This is a genomic window from Oerskovia sp. 140933, from assembly GCF_059651515.1.
Genome location: NZ_JAMXIO010000037.1, coordinates 1 through 17,021, shown reverse-complemented (window position 1 = coordinate 17,021; position 17,021 = coordinate 1). Strand labels below are relative to the sequence as shown.

At 73.3% G+C, this 17,021-nt stretch carries 16 protein-coding genes; 7 read left to right on the top strand and 9 right to left on the bottom strand.

Translation table 11 applies throughout. The features are described 5' to 3' along the window. Positions 1–21 precede the first annotated feature (21 nt). Entirely contained in the window at positions 22–1,692 is a 1,671-nt protein-coding gene (locus NHG27_RS16160) for a peptide chain release factor 3 (protein ID WP_497016977.1), read from the top strand. Between the two features lie 91 nt (positions 1,693–1,783). Here the strand turns inward: NHG27_RS16160 and NHG27_RS16155 are convergent, their stop codons facing one another. Next, the gene (locus tag NHG27_RS16155; RefSeq protein WP_497016976.1) at positions 1,784–2,554 is read right to left on the bottom strand and encodes an AfsR/SARP family transcriptional regulator; all 771 of its coding nucleotides are present in this window, start codon (positions 2,552–2,554) and stop codon (positions 1,784–1,786) included. Positions 2,555–3,084: 530 nt separating this feature from the next. Between NHG27_RS16155 and NHG27_RS16150 the strand changes: the two genes are divergently transcribed. After that, positions 3,085–4,167, top strand: a complete 1,083-nt coding sequence (locus tag NHG27_RS16150; RefSeq protein WP_497016975.1) for a hypothetical protein — start codon at positions 3,085–3,087, stop codon at positions 4,165–4,167. A 73-nt stretch (positions 4,168–4,240) separates the two neighbouring features. Further along, positions 4,241–4,588, top strand: coding sequence for a hypothetical protein (locus NHG27_RS16145; RefSeq protein ID WP_193718147.1), 348 nt, complete (start codon positions 4,241–4,243; stop codon positions 4,586–4,588). A 117-nt stretch (positions 4,589–4,705) separates the two neighbouring features. Here the strand turns inward: NHG27_RS16145 and NHG27_RS16140 are convergent, their stop codons facing one another. After that, positions 4,706–6,295, bottom strand: a complete 1,590-nt coding sequence (locus NHG27_RS16140) for an MDR family MFS transporter (RefSeq protein WP_497016974.1) — start codon at positions 6,293–6,295, stop codon at positions 4,706–4,708. Positions 6,296–6,399: 104 nt separating this feature from the next. Next, a complete protein-coding gene (locus NHG27_RS16135) occupies positions 6,400–6,987 on the bottom strand; it encodes a helix-turn-helix domain-containing protein (RefSeq protein ID WP_497016973.1) in 588 nt (195 codons plus the stop codon). A gap of 90 nt (positions 6,988–7,077) precedes the next feature. Between NHG27_RS16135 and NHG27_RS16130 the strand changes: the two genes are divergently transcribed. Beyond that, on the top strand, positions 7,078–8,439 hold the full coding sequence (locus tag NHG27_RS16130) for an MFS transporter (protein ID WP_497016972.1): 1,362 nt from the start codon (positions 7,078–7,080) through the stop codon (positions 8,437–8,439). A 94-nt stretch (positions 8,440–8,533) separates the two neighbouring features. On the opposite strand, the gene NHG27_RS16125 is transcribed toward NHG27_RS16130, so the two are convergent. From NHG27_RS16125 to NHG27_RS16115, 3 genes are all read right to left on the bottom strand, one after another. Continuing rightward, entirely contained in the window at positions 8,534–9,478 is a 945-nt protein-coding gene (locus NHG27_RS16125; protein WP_497016971.1) for a threonine/serine dehydratase, read from the bottom strand. Continuing rightward, positions 9,475–10,161, bottom strand: a complete 687-nt coding sequence (locus tag NHG27_RS16120; protein WP_193718143.1) for a FadR/GntR family transcriptional regulator — start codon at positions 10,159–10,161, stop codon at positions 9,475–9,477. The genes NHG27_RS16125 and NHG27_RS16120 overlap by 4 nt, the downstream gene beginning before the upstream one ends. 107 nt (positions 10,162–10,268) lie before the next feature. Beyond that, on the bottom strand, positions 10,269–11,426 hold the full coding sequence (locus NHG27_RS16115) for a hypothetical protein (protein WP_497016970.1): 1,158 nt from the start codon (positions 11,424–11,426) through the stop codon (positions 10,269–10,271). A 665-nt stretch (positions 11,427–12,091) separates the two neighbouring features. Here NHG27_RS16115 and NHG27_RS16110 point away from each other — a divergent pair. From NHG27_RS16110 to NHG27_RS16100, 3 genes are read left to right on the top strand one after another with little or no spacing between them, the layout of a single operon-like run. Next, positions 12,092–12,889 carry a (Fe-S)-binding protein gene (locus tag NHG27_RS16110; protein ID WP_497016969.1) on the top strand — a complete coding sequence of 266 codons (798 nt, stop codon included), beginning with the start codon at positions 12,092–12,094 and terminating at the stop codon, positions 12,887–12,889. Continuing rightward, positions 12,886–14,469 (top strand): LutB/LldF family L-lactate oxidation iron-sulfur protein, encoded by a 1,584-nt coding sequence (locus NHG27_RS16105; RefSeq protein WP_497016968.1) that lies wholly within the window; start codon positions 12,886–12,888, stop codon positions 14,467–14,469. The genes NHG27_RS16110 and NHG27_RS16105 overlap by 4 nt, the downstream gene beginning before the upstream one ends. Continuing rightward, positions 14,466–15,131, top strand: a complete 666-nt coding sequence (locus NHG27_RS16100) for a LutC/YkgG family protein (RefSeq protein ID WP_497016967.1) — start codon at positions 14,466–14,468, stop codon at positions 15,129–15,131. The genes NHG27_RS16105 and NHG27_RS16100 overlap by 4 nt, the downstream gene beginning before the upstream one ends. A 45-nt stretch (positions 15,132–15,176) precedes the next feature. On the opposite strand, the gene NHG27_RS16095 is transcribed toward NHG27_RS16100, so the two are convergent. The 3 genes from NHG27_RS16095 to NHG27_RS16085 are packed head-to-tail and all read right to left on the bottom strand — an operon-like array spanning position 15,177 to position 16,944. Then, positions 15,177–15,743 carry a TetR/AcrR family transcriptional regulator gene (locus NHG27_RS16095; protein ID WP_497016966.1) on the bottom strand — a complete coding sequence of 189 codons (567 nt, stop codon included), beginning with the start codon at positions 15,741–15,743 and terminating at the stop codon, positions 15,177–15,179. After that, positions 15,740–16,324: a sugar O-acetyltransferase gene (locus NHG27_RS16090; RefSeq protein ID WP_497016965.1), complete on the bottom strand. Its 585-nt coding sequence runs from the start codon at positions 16,322–16,324 to the stop codon at positions 15,740–15,742. Before NHG27_RS16090 ends, NHG27_RS16095 begins: the two co-directional genes overlap by 4 nt. A gap of 35 nt (positions 16,325–16,359) precedes the next feature. Further along, positions 16,360–16,944: an NUDIX hydrolase gene (locus tag NHG27_RS16085; RefSeq protein WP_497016964.1), complete on the bottom strand. Its 585-nt coding sequence runs from the start codon at positions 16,942–16,944 to the stop codon at positions 16,360–16,362. Between the last annotated feature and the right edge of the window lie 77 nt (positions 16,945–17,021).

The window sequence follows — 17,021 nt, the reverse complement described above, 5'->3', positions numbered from 1 at the left end:
AGGAAGCCACAGGACGTTCCAGTGCCCTCAGCGGACCAGCCCACCACGACCTCCAGCACCACCGCCCCCGCCTCGCCGGCGGGCGCGTCCGGCACGCCGGGCAGCGCGGCGAAGGAGCAGGCGACCGTCCTCGCGGAGGCGTCGCGCCGCCGCTCGTTCGCCGTCATCAGCCACCCGGACGCCGGGAAGTCGACGCTCACCGAGGCGCTCGCCCTGCACGCGAACGCGATCCGCGAGGCGGGCCGCGCCGACGGCAAGGCGGGCAAGCGCACGGTGTCCGACTGGATGGACATGGAGCAGGACCGCGGGATCTCGATCACGTCCGCCGCCCTGCAGTTCACCTACCGCGACGCCATGATCAACCTGGTCGACACCCCGGGGCACGCCGACTTCTCCGAGGACACGTACCGCGTGCTGTCCGCGGTCGACGCCGCCGTGATGCTGGTCGACGCGGCCAAGGGCCTCGAGGTCCAGACCATGAAGCTCTTCGCGGTCTGCAAGCACCGCGGCATCCCCCTCATCACGGTCATCAACAAGTGGGACCGCCCGGGCAAGGACGCGCTCGAGCTCATGGACGAGATCCAGGAGCGCACGGGCCTGGTCCCCACCCCGCTCACGTGGCCCGTGGGCGTCGGCGGCGACTTCCGGGGCGTCCTGGACCGCCGCACGGGGCAGTACGTGCACTACACGCGCACGGCGGGCGGCACCACGATCGCCCCCGAGGAGGTCATGGACCCCGACGCGGCCCTGGCACGCGAGGGGGACGCGTGGACGACCGCGACCGAGGAGGCCGAGCTGCTCGCCGACACCAACGGCGACCACGACCAGGAGTCGTTCCTGGCCGGGCAGACGACGCCCGTGCTGTTCGGGTCCGCCGTGCAGAACTTCGGCGTCCACGCCCTGCTCGACGTCCTGGTGGACATCGCCCCCTCGCCGTCGCCGCGCGAGACCGTCACGGGCGACACGCGCCCCGTCGAGGCGCCCTTCAGCGCGTTCGTGTTCAAGATGCAGGCCGGGATGGACACCGCGCACCGCGACCGGCTCGCGTTCGCGCGCATCTGCTCGGGCGTGTTCGAGCGCGGCATGGTCGTGAGCTCGGCACGCACGGGCAAGCCGTTCGCGACGAAGTACGCGCAGCAGGTGTTCGGCCGCGAGCGCACGATCGTCGACACCGCGTACCCGGGCGACGTCGTGGGCCTCGTCAACGCTGCGGGCCTTCGCGTGGGCGACACGCTCTACCTGGACAAGAAGGTCGAGTTCCCGCCGCTGCCGACGTTCGCGCCCGAGCACTTCGCGGTCATGCGCGCCAAGGACGTCTCGCGCTACAAGCAGTTCCAGCGCGGCGTCATGCAGCTCGGCGCGGAGGGTGTCGTCCAGGTCCTGCGCTCGGACCTGCGTGGCGACCAGGCGCCGGTCCTGGCCGTCGTGGGCCCCATGCAGTTCGAGGTCGCCGAGCACCGCATGGCGACCGAGTTCAACGCCCCCGTGACGCTCGACCGCCTGGGCTACTCCATGGCGCTGCGCACCACGAAGGACTGGGTCGCGAAGCTCAACGAGCAGCCCGGTGTCGAGGTCCTGCAGCGCGAGGACGGCGAGTACCTGGCCCTCTTCCCGGACCGTTGGCGCGTCACGTCGGTGCGCAACCGTCTCGAGGGCGTGGTCCTGCTGGAAGACGAGATCTTCGGCCAGTAGCCGCCCGCTCCCCCTGCCCGACGGCGGAGCGGCCCCCCGGCCCCCGGGTGCGCTCCGCCGTCGGGCGTCCGGGCGCCCCGGAGCAGGCGGGTCAGCTGCGCGCCGCCTGCGGGTCGACGGGGTCGACCGGGTCGACCAGCGGGTTGCCGAACGGGTAGAGCTGCCGGATCGCCGCCCGGATGTCGGGGCCGGGCTCGACGCCGAGCTCCTGCCCGAGCGCGTGGCGGAAGCGGCGGTAGTGCCGCAGGGCGTTGCTCGGGTCGCCCCGGCGGGCGTGGATCTCGATCGTGAGCCGGTTGGCGCTCTCCGACCACGGCTGCACCTCGACCGCGGACAGGGCGTAGGGCAGCGCCCCGTCCGGGTGCCCCGCGGCGAGGAGCCGCTCCGCGGCGCTCTCGAGCGCCTGCGCCTCGAGCATCTGCAACCGCTCGTTGGGGCCCGTGAGCCACCCATCCTCCCACCCGGGGAGCAGGGTCCGGCCGATCCACGCGGGCGGTGCGCCCGCCACCGGCAGGACGTCGTCGTAGATGGTCGCGTTGATCCACGCGAACGCGGCCTCGAGGTCGAGCGACGCCTCCTCCGCGAGCGCGAGCACCTCGCCGGACACGTGGACGAACCCCTCGGCGACGTCGCCCAGGCGGGACAGCGCAGCGCGGAGGTTGGCACCGGCGCGCGACGGGTTCGCGTCGGGCCACAGCAGGGCGGCGGCCCGCGACCGGGCGAGCGGACCCACGAGCGCCACGACGGCGAGCACCCGCTCCGCGCTGTGCGGCATGGGGCGCACCTGCCCGTCCACGCGCACCTGGAACGGTCCGATCACCCGCAGCTCGCGCCGCACGCGCTGGGAGTCCGCCGGACTCACTCGGCCCCGATCTTCGGGGGGACAGCATGGTCGCGAGCGGGCTCAGGACTCATAGACGCATGGTAGGGCGCGCACGGGGGACATTCTCTCTGAATCCGGCCGTGCGGGTGTGTCACGGCCCGGGGGCTCCCGCGCCCGCCGCGCCCCGCACGGCCGTCGGTGCGGGGCCTCGCCGGCCGCTCGACCGACCCACCGGGCCCGTCCGCCGCGGTGCGCCAGGACGACGCACGGACGGGGTCGCCGGCCGGTCCGACGCGGCGGGCCGGCACGTCCGCACCGTTCCGCACGGGCCCCCGCGGCGGCGCGACGGATGGCGACCCGGCCCGCGGCGAGCACCCGTGCGCGCCCGGGACACCGCCGTGCGGTGCGGCGACGCGCCCCGTCGTCGCAGACCCTCGAGCGTGCGGCGACGCCTGCCGCACGCGGCGTGCGGGCGACGCCGGACCGTGCCGCCCGGTGCGCCGGCCCTGCTCCGATGAGGAGGTTCTCGGCGCCGCCCGGCGCCGTCCTGCGATGCGATGGAGGACCTGATGAGCACCAACTGGAACCTGGGATTCACCCAGATGCTGCGCAACACCCAACCGTCCTACTGGGGCAACTGGAGCCTGGACGCGCACGTCGCGGCGGGGGCCGTCGGCATCGTCACCCCGACGACCGGCGCCTTCCAGTACGTCTCGACGCTCCCGGACGCGGACGTCGCGACCACGACGTCGCCGTCCAACGAGTGGAAGGTCCAGTCGTCGGACGTCTCGACGTCCTCCGCGGCCGTCAACCTCAACGGCTCGGTCGTCGACCCCGACACCGGGACCAAGGTCGACGCCGGTCTCGAGCTGACCTGGAAGTTCGGGCACGAGGGCTCGCTGAGCTCGACGTTCCTGCTCGCCAACCAGTCCTACCTCGCGTCGCCCCTGAGCCAGATCGACTCGCACCGCGACTGGCTCGTCGCGCAGGCCAAGAGCGCGGGGATGTACCAGAACGGGCAGATCACGCAGGGGTTCGGCATCATCACGCAGGCCCTCATGGCCGTGAGCGGGCTCAACCTGGGAGCCCAGTCCTCGAACTCGTCGTTCTCGATCACGGGGTCGGTCGGCGCCACCAACGCCATGGCGGGCAACGCGGGCGGCGACGCGAAGGGATCCTACGCGCAGACGAAGTCCAGCAGCTCGTTCGAGCAGCACCTGTGGCCGGCGGACCCGAACGTCGTCGCGACCACCCTGATGCCCGTCGCGTACCAGTTCGCGTCGTTCGTGGGGCAGACCCCGGTGCTGGGGTGGGTCAACAACCTCTCGGGGATCTCGATCCTGCTCGACGACTCGCACAGCGGGACGTACATCGTCGACGCCACGGCCACCTTCACGGTCGACGGCGTCCAGCACTCGTCGAGCGCGTCCGTCTCCGGCGGGAGGGCGACCGCGATGAACCCCATCCCGGTGAACGCGACGGGCCTCCAGCTCGACCTGGCCTTCAAGGGGATGTTCGACGACGAGAAGCACCGGTTCAACTGGCCGTCGCCCGTGGGGCAGTTCCCGAACGGCCAGATCGTCATCGACCTCTACGGGGTGTGGCCGGGCGCCACGCGCGCGGTCGAGCGCGGCACCGGCGCGGTCGGCTGACCACGCACGTCCGCACCTCAGCACGAACCACCCCGTCCCGACCACCCGATCGACCCGACCGAAGGAGAGAACCATGCCCTGGGATCCCATCAAGTGCGTCAACGGCTTTCCCGTCCCGTTCACGAACGCCGACGCGACCAACCTGGTCCACGCCGCGAACTTCGCGGCCCCCGTGTACGTCACGACGGCGGCCGCTGGCGTGACCCGCTACGCGTACACGTTCGTGCCGTTCGGCGGCATGACGCTCTGCGTCGTGGGCCACATCCACTTCACCCCCGCCGGCGCCGTCGTGGCCGGCAACTCGTACATCCCGGGGTGGGCGAACTGGGCCATGCAGACCCCCGCGGCGCAGGTGGCCGCGATCGCCGCCCTCCCCCCGAACGCGGGGGCCTTCCCGGGGGTGAACCGCTACCCCCACTGAGAGGTGCCCGACGCCGGAGCGCACCCGGGCCTCCCGGGTGCGCTCCGGCGTCGGGCGTCCGGGACACCGGGCGGCCAGGCCTCCGGGTGACCGGCGAGGCCCGTCACGAGGCCGGGCTCACCTCGCGACCGCGGCTCCCCGCGCGACGAGGCCGGCCTGGTCGGAGAGCTTGACCTCCCTCATGAAGAACGCGATGACGAAGCCCAGCACGCCCAGCGGCACCAGGTACCAGAACGCGGGGGCGAGCGCCTCGGTGTAGGCCGTGACGACGAGGTCGTGCAGCTGCGCGGGCAGGTCCTTGACCGCTTCCGGCGTGAGGGAGTTCGCACCGAAGCCCTCGGGGACGTCGCTCGGCGGGATCCCCTTGGTCGCCTCGGACAGCCTGGACGTGAGGTTCGTGGTGAACACGGTCGAGAACAGGCTGGTGCCGACCGCCGCACCGATCTCCCGCAGGAAGTTGTTGGTCGAGGTCGCCACACCGACCAGCTCCGGGGCGACCGAGTTCTGGACCGCGATCACGATGGTCTGCATGACCAGCCCGAGGCCGAACCCGAGCACGAAGATCATGGCGCCGAACGTCACCATGGACATGTCGGCCGTGAGCTGCGTCAGCAGGACCAGCCCGACCGTCGCGATCCCCATCCCGAGGATCGGGTAGATCTTGTACCGACCCGTGCGGGCGATCAGCAGGCCCGAGCCGATCGCCGTGATCATGAGCCCGATCGTCATGGGCAGCATCAGCAGCCCCGCCTCCGTGGCGCTGTACCCCTGCGCCATCTGCAGGAACGTCGGCAGGAACGACAACGCGGCGAACATCGTCATGCCCAGCACCAGGGCGATCGACACCGACACCGAGAACGTGGGGCTCCTGAACAGGTGCAGCGGGATGAGGGGATCGGCGACCCGGGTCTCGACGACGAGGAACGCGACCAGCGCGAGCACCGTGACGGCCACCAGACCGAGGAGGCCCGGGCTGCTCCAGTCGTACGTCCGGTCGCTCGAGATCGTCCGCCAGCTCGTGAGGAGCACGATGCCCGCGGTCGTGACGGCCATCAGGACGGCGCCGCCGACGTCGAACCGCGTGCTGGGGGTGCGCGACGGGAGCCGGAGCTTGAAGTACGCGATCGCGAGCGCGACCAACCCGATCGGCACGTTGAGCCAGAAGCACCAGCGCCACCCGGGCCCCTCGGTGAACCACCCGCCGAGCAGGGGCCCGGCGACCGTCGCGATGCCGAACACCGCCCCCATGGGCCCCATGTAGCGGCCGCGGTCCCGCGCCGAGACGATGTCGGCGATGATCGCCTGGCTCAGGATCACCAGGCCGCCCGCCCCCAGGCCCTGGACCGAGCGCCACACCACGAGCTCGACGAACGACGACGACAGGGCCGAGCCGGTCGAGCCGACCACGAAGATCGCGATCGCGACGAGGAACGGCAGGCGCCGTCCGCGCAGGTCGCCGACCTTGCCGTAGATCGGCATCACGATCGCGATCGCGAGGAGGTAGGCCGTGATGATCCAGCCCTCGTCCTGGGCCGCGCCGAGGTCTCCCACGATCGTGGGCAGAGCCGTGCCGACGACGGACTGGTCCAGCGCGGACAGGAACATCGCGGCCAGCAGCGCGCTGAAGATGACGTAGACGGTGCCCTGGGAGAGGACCAGCTCGGGCTGGTCGGCCCCCTGGGTCGAGGACTGCGCGGTGTCGCTCATCGCTGGCCTCCTCCCGGCGTGTGCCGACCGACGTCCCTCCAGCGTGGGTGGGGACACCCCGAGGCGCAACACCAGGGCGACCCGCCGCCGTCGCGGCGCGGAGGCTAGCCCTGCTCGTCGGCGGGCGGGTCGTCGTCCGGATCGCGCTTCTCCGCGCGGGGCGCGAGCACCGTCAGGGCCTGGTACGCGCGCCGCGCGGGGTCGGGGTCGTCCTGGGCCTCGGTGAGCGCGCGGTGCGCCCAGCGCTCGAGCAGCTCCGTGACCTCCTGGGTCATCTCCGCGGCCTGCTGGGGCGTCAGGACGAGGGCGCTGATGGCGAACAGCCGGTCCTCGTGCCGGGCCCCCGCGCTGTTCGCCTCCGCGAACAACCGCTCGGCCCACCTGAGCGCGGGGCGCACCACCTCGCGGACGACCTCGGGAGACCCGGGGTCGACGACGTAGCTCTCGGCGACGTTGGTCCACACCCGGTCCCGCCGGTCGCGCGCCTGCTCGGGCGCCTCGACGATCATCCCGGCCCTGGCCAGGACCCGCAGGTGGAAGCTGACGGAGTTCGCGGGCTCGCCGATGACCTGTGCCAGGTCCGCGGCACGGGCGTGCCCGAGGACCGCGAGCTCGGTGAGGATCCGCTGCCTCGTCGGGTGGGCGATGGCCCGGAGCGCCGCGGGGTCCTGGACACGGAAGGTCTCGAGCATGGGTCGAGGCTAGCAACGCGACGCTCATCCGCACGACAGATTGCGCAATGACTATTGCGCATTGGATGTTGCGGGATTAGCGTGTGCCGCATGTCGACCGCCCAGAGCACGCCACCCCTGCCCCGCGACGCTCCGGGCGACGAGCCCGCGCCGCCCGGGGCGGCACAGGCGTCCGCCGCGCCGACCGCGCCAGCCGTGCCAGCCGTGCCGAGCCTGCTCCGCAACCGCTCCTACATGCTCCTCATGACGGGGCTGACGACCGAGTCGCTCGGCGCCGGCCTCGCCCTCTTCGCGGTCCCGCTCGTGGCGTACTCGCTGACCGGGTCGGTCCTCCAGGCCGGTCTCGTCGCGGCCGTGGGCCAGGTCGGCGCACTGCTCACGACGCTCCCGGCCGGGGTCGTCGCGGACCGCGTCGACCGTCGACGCCTGGTCGTCGGGGCGAGCACCGTGGGCGCAGCGCTCTGGCTCACGGCAGGCGTCGCCGCCGCGCTCGGGTCCCTCACCGCCTGGCACCTCGCCCTCGTGCTGTTCGGCGCATCGGTCGTGGGGGCGTTCGTCGATCCCGCGACGAGCGGGGCCTTCCGGTCCGTCGTCCCGCCCCCGCAGCTCCCCACCGCGCTCGCCGCCTCCCAGGGACGCGACGCCGTCGCGAGCCTGCTCGCCGGGCCGGTCGGCGGCCTGCTCTTCGCGATCGGGCACGCCGTCCCGCTCGCCGCGGCCGCGGTCGGGTCGGCGGCGACCGCGGTCTGCACCTGGGCCGTGCGCGAGCCTCTCAACAGGGACACGGCCGCGGCGCGCGCGACCCGCCCCGTCGAGGCCCTGCGCCAAGGGCTGCGCTTCGTCTGGTCGGTCCCCGTCTTCCGGGCCCTCCTGGGACTCTTCGTCGTCATCAACATCGCGTTCGGGGGGCTCCTCGTCGGGATCAACCTCGAGCTCGTCCGGACCGGGGTCGCCCCCGTCCTCATCGGGGTCGTCGACCTCTCCGTCGGCGCAGGCGTCCTCGTCGGCGCCGTGCTCGCACCACAGCTCGTGGCGCGCGTCCGCGCGGGCACCCTCACGGTCGCGGCCCTCACCCTGCTCGCGGTCGGCGCGGTCGTCATGGCCACCGCGCAGACCTACGCGGTCTACGTCGCGACGCTCCCCGTCGCCGTCCTCCTGGTCCCCGCCGTCAACGCCGGCCTGGCCGGCTACGCCGCAGCGATCACCCCGCACGAGATGCAGGGGCGCCTCGCGTCGATCATGGGCCTGACCGGACTCGTCGCGGGGCCGCTGATCCCGCTCGTGGGGGCCGGTCTGCTCGAGCGCTACGGGATCGGCACGGCGCTCGTCGTGCTCGCCGGGCTGCTCGCCGGAACCGTCGGCGCGATCGCGACGGTCCGACCGCTGTGGCGGATCGGCACCCCGCAGACCTGGGCCGACGACTCGCTCCCCGCCACCGGCGGCGCAGCCTGATCCCGCCGCGCCGACCCTCGTCGGTGCGCTGCACCGTCGGGCGCCGGGCCGTCACGAGCGCTCGGGGCGGGCGGCCGCCCGCCCCGACGACCGCTCAGCGTGCGAGGTCCGCCGGGTCCGTGTTCGCCCCGCACAGCACGATCGCGACCTTCTCGCCGGGCTCCGGCACGTAGGCGCGCGACTCGAGGGCCGCGAGCGCCGTGGCGGCCCCGTGCTCGACGGCGAGCCGCCGCTCGTCCCACAGGTGCCGACGCGCGGCCACGATCGCGGCGTCGGTCACCAGGACCGAGCGCACGTCGGCGTGCTGCGCGAGGCGCAGCGCCGTCTCGGACGTCCGACGCGCACCGAGCGAGTCGGCCGCGACCGACGCGACGGGCACGTCGACCACACGGCCCGCGTCGAGCGCCGCGTGCATCGCCTGCGCCCCGTCGGGCTCGACCGCCACGACCCGGATCCCACGCGGGCGCGCCGCTGCCGCCACGCCGCTGAACAGCCCGCCGCCGCCCACCGCCACCACGACCGTGCCGACGTCCGGGCGGGCAGCGACGATCTCCTCCAGGAGCGTGCCCGCCCCCGCCGCGATCAACGGGTCGTCGTAGGCGTGCGAGGACAGGGCCCCCGTCCGGGACGCGAAGCGCTGCGCGGCGTCGAGCGCCTCGGCGTACTCGGCACCGACCTGGTGGACCTCTGCGCCCAGCGTGCGCAGCCGAGCGACCTTGACCGCCGGGGCGGTCACGGGCACGAACACGGTCGCGCGGACCCCGTGCGCCCGCGCGGCCCACGCGTTCGCCATGCCCGCGTTGCCGCCCGACGCGATCACGACCCCGGACTCGGGCAGCGTGCCCGCCTCCAGGTGCGCCCCGACGAAGTTGAGGGCCCCCCGCGCCTTGAACGAGCCGGTGTGCTGCATGAGCTCGAGCGCGAACACCCCCGTGGCCGCCCCCAGCGCCCCCGGGTCCAGGGGCGCGAGCGTGACGGGGCGCACCTGGCCCGCGATGCGCTGGGCCGCGGCGAGGACGTCCAGGTGGCCGATGCTCACAGCCCCGCCTCCCGGTAGAAGCCCTCGATGTGCTCACGCACCGCCGCCTCGGCCCCCGGGCCGTCGCCGCGTGCGACCGCGTCGAGGATCGCCCGGTGCTCGGCGCGCAGCCGCACGGCGGTACGGGGCCAGTCCTCGAGCCGGTCCGTCCCGGCCTCGACGTAGGACTCGATCGCCCCGCGGAGCCCGGTCATGACGGCCTCGACCAGCGTGTTCCCCGCGAGCCGGACGAGCTCGACGTGGAACGCGGCGTCGAGCTCACGGAACCCGGCCGCGTCGAGCGCCGGGTCCTCCATGGCGTCGAGCAGCGCGACGGCCTCCGTGAGCCCGGCCCCGGCGGCGGTCGTGGCGGCCCGTCCGACCGCCCAGGTCTCCAGCAGCACCCGGGTCTCGACGACGTCGCCGACCACGAGCGTCCCGGACGCGACGTGCAGCCGCACGGCCGCACCCAGGCCCGCGGCGGGCCGGTCGATCACGGTCGCGCCGGCGTCGGGCCCGGAACCGACCGCGGTGCGGACGATGCCCATGGCCTCCAGGACCCGCAGCGCCTCACGGACCGACGGGCGCGAGACGCCGAGCTCCTCGGCGAGCGCGCGCTCGGCCGGGAGGCGTTCGCCGAGGCCCCAGCGGCCGGCGGTCAGGTCCGCCTCGATCCGGGCGAGGACGATCTCGTGGGTGCGCACGGGGTCAGCGTAGTGCCGGGCGGCGTCGTCGGGACGAGCGGACCGAGCGGCCGCGCTCGTCCCGACGACGCCCGTCCCACCCTGCGTCGCGGGAGCCGGACAGGGCGTCAGGCGGCGTCAGGACGCCTGCGACGCAGGAGCAGGACGACCGTTCCGCCGACGACGAGCAGGGCCGCCACGCCGACCACCGGTCCGAGCGCCGTTCCCGTCGCCGCGAGCCGGTCCGAGTCCTGCGCGTCCAGTACCCGGTCGGTGGACGCCGGGGCCGACGCGGCGGAGGGCGTGCTCTCCGTCGTCGTGCCGGACGTCGTCGTGCCGGACGTCGAGGCGCCCGGCGACGAGCCCGAGCTCGAGCTCGACCCGTCGTCCGGTGCGCCTGCGGTCGGCGTGTCGGTCGGCACGTCGGTCGGCACGTCGGTCGGCGGATCCGACGGCTCCGAGGAGATGCGGATCGTCTCGCTGTCCTGGAAGGGCGACACCCCCCACGTCGCGTAGATCTGGCAGTCCTGCCCGAGGGGCGTGCTCGTGACGTCGCTCTGATGGTAGGACGTGCCGTCCCCGCCGCCCCGCGCCGTCAGCATCACGACGCCCTCGTCAGCGACGGGATCAGCACACAGCCTGACCTCCGCGGGATACGTGGGGGCGTCGTGGATGACGAGGGTGCTGTCCGTCGCGAGCTCCGCGTGGCCGGCGGACTCCTCGCACACCCGGACGGGCACGTCCGAGGTGATGGTGATGGGGCTCCCGAAGGCAGTGGTGCTGAGGTCCCACGAGATCTCCTGCCCGGGCCGGACCGTCGGGTTGGTCACGGTCACGTCGACCCATTCGCGGCCCATGCTCGCGAGCCCGGCGATCTCCTCGTGGTCCAGCCCGAACAGGTCGCAGTTCACCCCGTCGGTGACGCACCAGATCATCGACTGGAGCGTGAGCCGCTCCGCCACCGATCCGTCAGCCCGACCGGTGAGACCCAGGGATGACGTGTACCCGTCGCGGATCATCGTGTCGACGGCGGCGAGCTGCTGCTCGTTCAGACGTTGCGGGCTCGCCAGGGTGGGGAACGGGATCGGGACGTCTCCTTCCGCGAGCACACCGCCTGGCAGCAGGTTGTTGCACGTGTTCAGGAGGGCGTCGGTGCAGAACGACCACTCGGAGACCGGGCCGTCGGTCGCGGCGTCGTACCGGACGGCGCACAGCGGTGGGTGCGAGGCGGCGTCGGCCGTCCCGTCGGCGTCGTAGAGCGGGACGAGCCGTCCTGCGTTGTACACCTCGAGCCTCGCCGGAGACGAGGGTGAGGTCCGTGTAGTAGTCGGGACCCGACCACCTCGGGTCGTGTTACGTGCCGCCAGGGCACATGGCGGCGTGGAACTCGCCCACGGGAGACGCCGGGGTGGCAGCCGTGGCGACCTGTGCGGTCGCCGCGAGCCCGTCGTCGGTGGTGGTGGTTGTGGTTGTGGCGGCGGAGGCCGCAGTGGCGACCGGTGCGGTCGCCGCAAGCCCTCCGGTCGCGGCGACGGCACCGACGACGAGCCTCCGCGAGCGAGGGGTGTCCGTGTCGGGGACAGGCATGACGAGGTGAACCTCCAGCAACGAGTAGAGCGCGAGCCCGATGCCGATAGGCTCGTCGACTCAGCCCACAGCGGGCCGGCGAGCGGCAGGATACAACGCGACCCTGTGTGGTCAGACCACTCCCCCTCCCCGTGCGGGACACGCGGACGCTCCGGAGGCCGCCCCCGATCTGACACACCGTGGCCATGTGGTCCGACCACAGCCGCTCGATGGTCTACAGTGACTCGGACACCGTGTGGTCAGACCACAGTCGGCTCATCGCTGAGCAGACCCAGGGCCCGCCCGCGCGATGCCCCGACAGGCACTCGCCGCCCGCCGGGACCAGACTGAATCCCACCGCCCCCTGCCCGGCTGGAGTCCCCCAGTGCGCATCGCCCTCGCCGCCACCTGCATCGCCGACGCGATGTTCCCCCAGGCCCCCCAGGCCACCGTCCGGCTCCTCGAACGCCTCGGCCACCAGGTGTACTTCCCCGAGCAGCAGACGTGCTGCGGGCAGATGCACGTCAACACGGGCTACTTCGACGAGGCCGTGCCCGTCATCAGGAACCACGTCGAGACGTTCGCCCCCGCGCTCGACGGCGAGTGGGACGCGATCGTCGTGCCGTCGGGCTCGTGCACCGGGTCCATCCGCCACCAGCAGGCCATGGTGTGCCGCCGCGCGGGGCAGGAGAGGCTCGGAGCGACGGCCGAGGCCCTCGCGGCCAAGACCTACGAGCTGTCCGAGCTGCTCGTCGACGTGCTGGGCCTGACCGACGTCGGCGCGCACTTCCCGCACCGCGTCACCTACCACCCGACGTGCCACTCGCTGCGCATGATCCGCGTGGGCGACAAGCCCCTCCGGCTCCTGCGGGCGGTCGAGGGGATCGACCTCGTCGAGCTCCCCGGGGCCGAGAGCTGCTGCGGGTTCGGCGGGACGTTCGCGCTCAAGAACTCCGAGACGTCGACCGCGATGCTCGGCGACAAGATGACCAACGTGAGGTCGACCGGCGCCGAGGTCCTCACGGCGGGCGACTACTCGTGCCTCATGCACATCGGCGGCGGGCTCTCCAAGCTGCGCACCGGCGTGCGGACCATGCACCTCGCGGAGATCCTCGCCTCGACGCAGGACGCACCGACGTTCGAGCCGGCACGCTCCGACGACGAGACGGAGACCGCGCGATGAGCACCTTCCTGGGCTTCCCCACCCGCCGAGGCGCCAAGTCCCTGCCCGACGGCGGCGCGCACCCGGGCGCGCCCGGCACCACCGCGGGCCCCGGCTGGGCCACCGACGTGCCCCACCCCGACGCCCCGCTGCGCTGGGGCGAGACCTTCCCCGAGGCCGCCAGGCAGGCCCTGCAGAACACGCAGCTGCGACGCAACCTGGCCCACGCGACCTCGACCATCCGCGCCAAGCGTGCGGCCGTCGTCGGCGAGGTGCCCGACTGGGAGGAGCTGCGCGACGCGGGCTCGACCATCAAGGCGCACGTCATGAGCGACCTCCCGCACCTCCTCGAGGAGCTCGAGCGGAACGTGACCGCGCGCGGCGGCGTCGTGCACTGGGCCCGGGACGCGGCCGAGGCCAACCGGATCGTGACGGACCTGGTCAAGGCCACGGGCGAGACCGAGGTCGTCAAGGTCAAGTCGATGGTCACGCAGGAGATCGGCCTCAACGAGGCCCTCGCCGAGGAGGGCATCGCGGCGTTCGAGACGGACCTCGCCGAGCTCATCGTGCAGCTCGCGGACGACATGCCGTCCCACATCCTGGTGCCCGCGATCCACCGCAACCGCTCGGAGATCCGTGAGATCTTCCTCGAGCGCATGGGCGACGCACCGCCCGACCTGACCGATGCGCCGCGCGAGCTCGCCATGGCGGCGCGCGCTCATCTGCGCCGCAAGTTCCTCTCCGCGAAGGTCGCGATCAGCGGCGCGAACTTCGCGGTCGCGGACACGGGCACGCTCGCGGTCGTCGAGTCCGAGGGCAACGGGCGCATGTGCCTCACGCTCCCCGAGACCCTCATCACCGTCATGGGCATCGAGAAGCTCATCCCCACCTACCAGGACCTCGAGGTCTTCATGGCGCTCCTGCCCCGGTCCTCGACCGGCGAGCGGATGAACCCGTACACGTCCCTGTGGACGGGCGTCACGCCGGGCGACGGGCCGCAGGAGTTCCACCTCGTCCTGCTCGACAACGGGCGCAGCAAGGCCCTGGCCGACGACGTGGGCCGCGCGGCCCTGCACTGCATCCGGTGCTCCGCCTGCCTCAACGTGTGCCCGGTCTACGAGCGCGTGGGCGGGCACGCGTACGGGTCCGTCTACCCGGGACCCATCGGCGCGATCCTCACGCCCCAGCTCACGGGGTCGACCGGGAGGTCGGACCCCAACAACTCGCTGCCGTACGCCTCGACGCTGTGCGGTGCGTGCTACGACGTGTGCCCCGTGAAGATCGACATCCCGACGCTGCTCGTGCACCTGCGGGCACGCGACGTCGACCAGGACCGGGGCCGTCCCACGGCCTGGGGCGCCGCCATGAAGGCCGCGTCGTTCGTCATGGCCAAGCCCGGCCGGTTCGAGCTCGCCGAGAAGGCCGGCGGCGTGACCCGTGTGCTGGGGGGCAGCACGGGGCGCATCACGTCGTTGCCGTTCCCCGGCTCGAGGTGGACCGACGCCCGCGACCTGCCCGTGCTGCCGAAGCAGAGCTTCCGCGAGTGGTGGGCCGACGAGCACACCGCGTCCGACCCCGAGACCACCGGAGACGCCCGATGAGCGCGCGCGACGACATCCTGGCCCGCGTGCGCGCGGCCGTCATCAACGACGGCGCGCACCTCGGTGACGCCGTGGCCGAGCAGGCCCCCGTCTCGCGCGGGTACCGGACCACGGGCGAGCACTCCCCCGGGTCCGCCGAGGCGATCGAGGTCCTCGTCGACCGGCTGGTCGACTACCGGGCGCTCGTGCACCGGGCCGCGACCACCGAGGACCTGGCGCGCACCGTGGGCGAGCTGCTCGCGGGCGCGCGCTCCGTCGTCGTGCCCCCTGGGGTCCCCGCGACCTGGACGAGCGGGCTCGCGGACGGGACCGCCGTCGTGCACGACTCGCGCGAGGACCGTCGGACCGCGGCCGAGCTCGACCGCGTCGACGCCGTCCTGACCGCGTCGCGGCTGGCCGTCGCGGACACCGGGACGATCGTCCTGGACGGCGAGGACGACCAGGGGCGCCGCGCGATCACCCTGGTCCCCGACCTGCACGTGTGCGTCGTGCGGACCGAGGACGTCGTGCACACGCTGCCCGAGGCCGTGACGATCCTCGCCGCGCACCCCACCCGGCCCCAGACGTGGATCTCGGGGCCGAGCGCGACGAGCGACATCGAGCTCTCGCGCGTCGAGGGCGTGCACGGGCCCCGCACGCTGCACGTGATCCTGCTGGGCTGAGGTCCCCGTCCGCCGGCACCCGCTCGCTGCCGGACGCGCGGGGCCTCAGCCCACCTGGCGCCGCACCGCGCGGCGCACACGGCCGGGGTCGAGCGGGCGGTCGAGGGGTCGGCCGTCGGAACCTGTCGAGAGCGCCGCGTGCAGCACCAGCCCCTCGATGAGCGCGTCGACGTCGGGCGCGACCTCCGCGTCGACGTGCCGGCGCAGGGCTGCGCTGCTCGCAGCCATCCACCGCTGCGTGACCGTGCGGAAGGCGGGCTTGCGGGCAGCGAGCACGTAGAGCTCGAGCGCGACCAGCAGGTCCCGCTGGTAGTTGCCCGCCTCGTCGCACACGAGCGCGACGATCGCCTCGACGGGGTCTCCGCCCTCGGACACGGCGTCCATGGCCGCCTCGAAGCGCGCCGCGGACTGGACCGCGTGCCGTTCGAACGCGAGCCGCAGCACCTCGTCGAGGTTCTCGAAGTGGTACGTCATGGACCCGAGCGGGACGTCTGCCGCGGCCGCGATCGCCCGGTGCGTGGCTCCCGCGACACCGTGCTCGGCGATGACGTCGAGGGCCGCGTCGACGATCCGGTCCTTGCGGTCGGGGTCGACGCGGCGCACGCCGGTCATTCGTCGATGTGGCGCAGCACGCGGGCCGGGTTGCCCACCGCGACGACGTTCGCGGGCAGGTCGCGCGTCACGACGGAGCCCGCGCCCACGACCGTGTTCTCGCCGATCGTGACCCCCGGGCACACGGTCACGCCGCCGCCGAGCCACACGTTGTCACCGATCGTGATGGGCTGCGCGGCCTCCCACTTGTCGCGGCGCGGGCCGGGCTCGACGGGGTGCGTGGGGGTGAGGAGCTGGACGTTGGGGCCGATCAGCACGTCGTCGCCGATCGTGACGGGCGCGACGTCGAGGCACACGAGGTTGAAGTTGACGAACACGCGTGCGCCGATCGACGTCCGGTAGCCCAGGTCGCAGCGGAACGGGGGGCGGATGTCGCTGCCCTCGCCGAACGCGCCGAGCAGCTCGGTCAGCACCTCGCGACGGGCAGCGCCGTCGTTCGGGTCCAGGGTGTTCAGGCGGTGGCTGAGTGCCATGGCGCGCTCGGAGTCGGCGGCGATCTGCGGGTCGTCGGCGAGGTAGAGGTCGCCGGCGAGCATGCGCTCGCGCATGGGGCGCTGGTCGGTGGGGTCGGGAAAGGTCATGTGTACAAGCGTACACATGGGTGCGGGGGGCCTCGTCAGACGGAGGCCCGACGGCGGTGGGTCATCTCCTCGAGGACCGTGCGGAGCCGCACGGGGAAGTCCTCGGGCGTGTCGGGCGGGAGCCGGTCGACACGGAACCACGCGACGGCCTCGCTCTCGTCGCTGACCACGGGCAGGGCGTCGAGGTCCGCGAACGCGACGTACCCCACGTCCCAGTGGACCAGGCACGTACCAAAGCGCGAGGACAGCGCGTGGCGGTGGAGGTCCACGGGGGCACCGTCGGGCTGGAAGGGCTCGAGCGTCTCGATCCCGCTCTCCTCGCGGGCCTCACGGAACGCCCCCGCCGCGAGGCTCCGGTCGCCCGGCTCGACGTGCCCACCGACCTGGACCCAGAACTGGCCCTTGCGGTGGAAGCACAGCAGCACGTGCAGCAGGTCCGGGGTCAGCACGAAGCAGCTCCCCGTGAGGTGCTCCGGGCCGCCGCGGAAGATCACGTCGCCCCGGCCCTCCTCGACGAACGCCACGTACTCCTCGCGCAGCGCACCCTGCGCGGGGCTCAACGGTTCCCAGGACCGGATCGAGTCGAGGGCTGAGGCGGCGAGGTCTTCGGCGGAGGTCACCCGGGAAGCCTACGACCGCCGGCGCCGAGCAGGAGGTCGTGGCCGGTCGACCAGGGGTCGTGGTCCGTCCCGCCCCG

Excerpts from the sequence above, each read along its gene's own strand:
- NHG27_RS16105 (WP_497016968.1), top strand. The coding sequence starts at position 12,886 with ATGAGCACCTTCCTGGGCTTCCCCACCCGCCGAGGCGCCAAGTCCCTG.
- NHG27_RS16135 (WP_497016973.1), bottom strand. The coding sequence starts at position 6,987 with ATGCTCGAGACCTTCCGTGTCCAGGACCCCGCGGCGCTCCGGGCCATC.
- NHG27_RS16140 (WP_497016974.1), bottom strand. The coding sequence starts at position 6,295 with ATGAGCGACACCGCGCAGTCCTCGACCCAGGGGGCCGACCAGCCCGAG.
- NHG27_RS16150 (WP_497016975.1), top strand. The coding sequence starts at position 3,085 with ATGAGCACCAACTGGAACCTGGGATTCACCCAGATGCTGCGCAACACC.
- NHG27_RS16145 (WP_193718147.1), top strand. The coding sequence starts at position 4,241 with ATGCCCTGGGATCCCATCAAGTGCGTCAACGGCTTTCCCGTCCCGTTC.
- NHG27_RS16130 (WP_497016972.1), top strand. The coding sequence starts at position 7,078 with ATGTCGACCGCCCAGAGCACGCCACCCCTGCCCCGCGACGCTCCGGGC.
- NHG27_RS16095 (WP_497016966.1), bottom strand. The coding sequence starts at position 15,743 with ATGACCGGCGTGCGCCGCGTCGACCCCGACCGCAAGGACCGGATCGTC.
- NHG27_RS16100 (WP_497016967.1), top strand. The coding sequence starts at position 14,466 with ATGAGCGCGCGCGACGACATCCTGGCCCGCGTGCGCGCGGCCGTCATC.
- NHG27_RS16090 (WP_497016965.1), bottom strand. The coding sequence starts at position 16,324 with ATGACCTTTCCCGACCCCACCGACCAGCGCCCCATGCGCGAGCGCATG.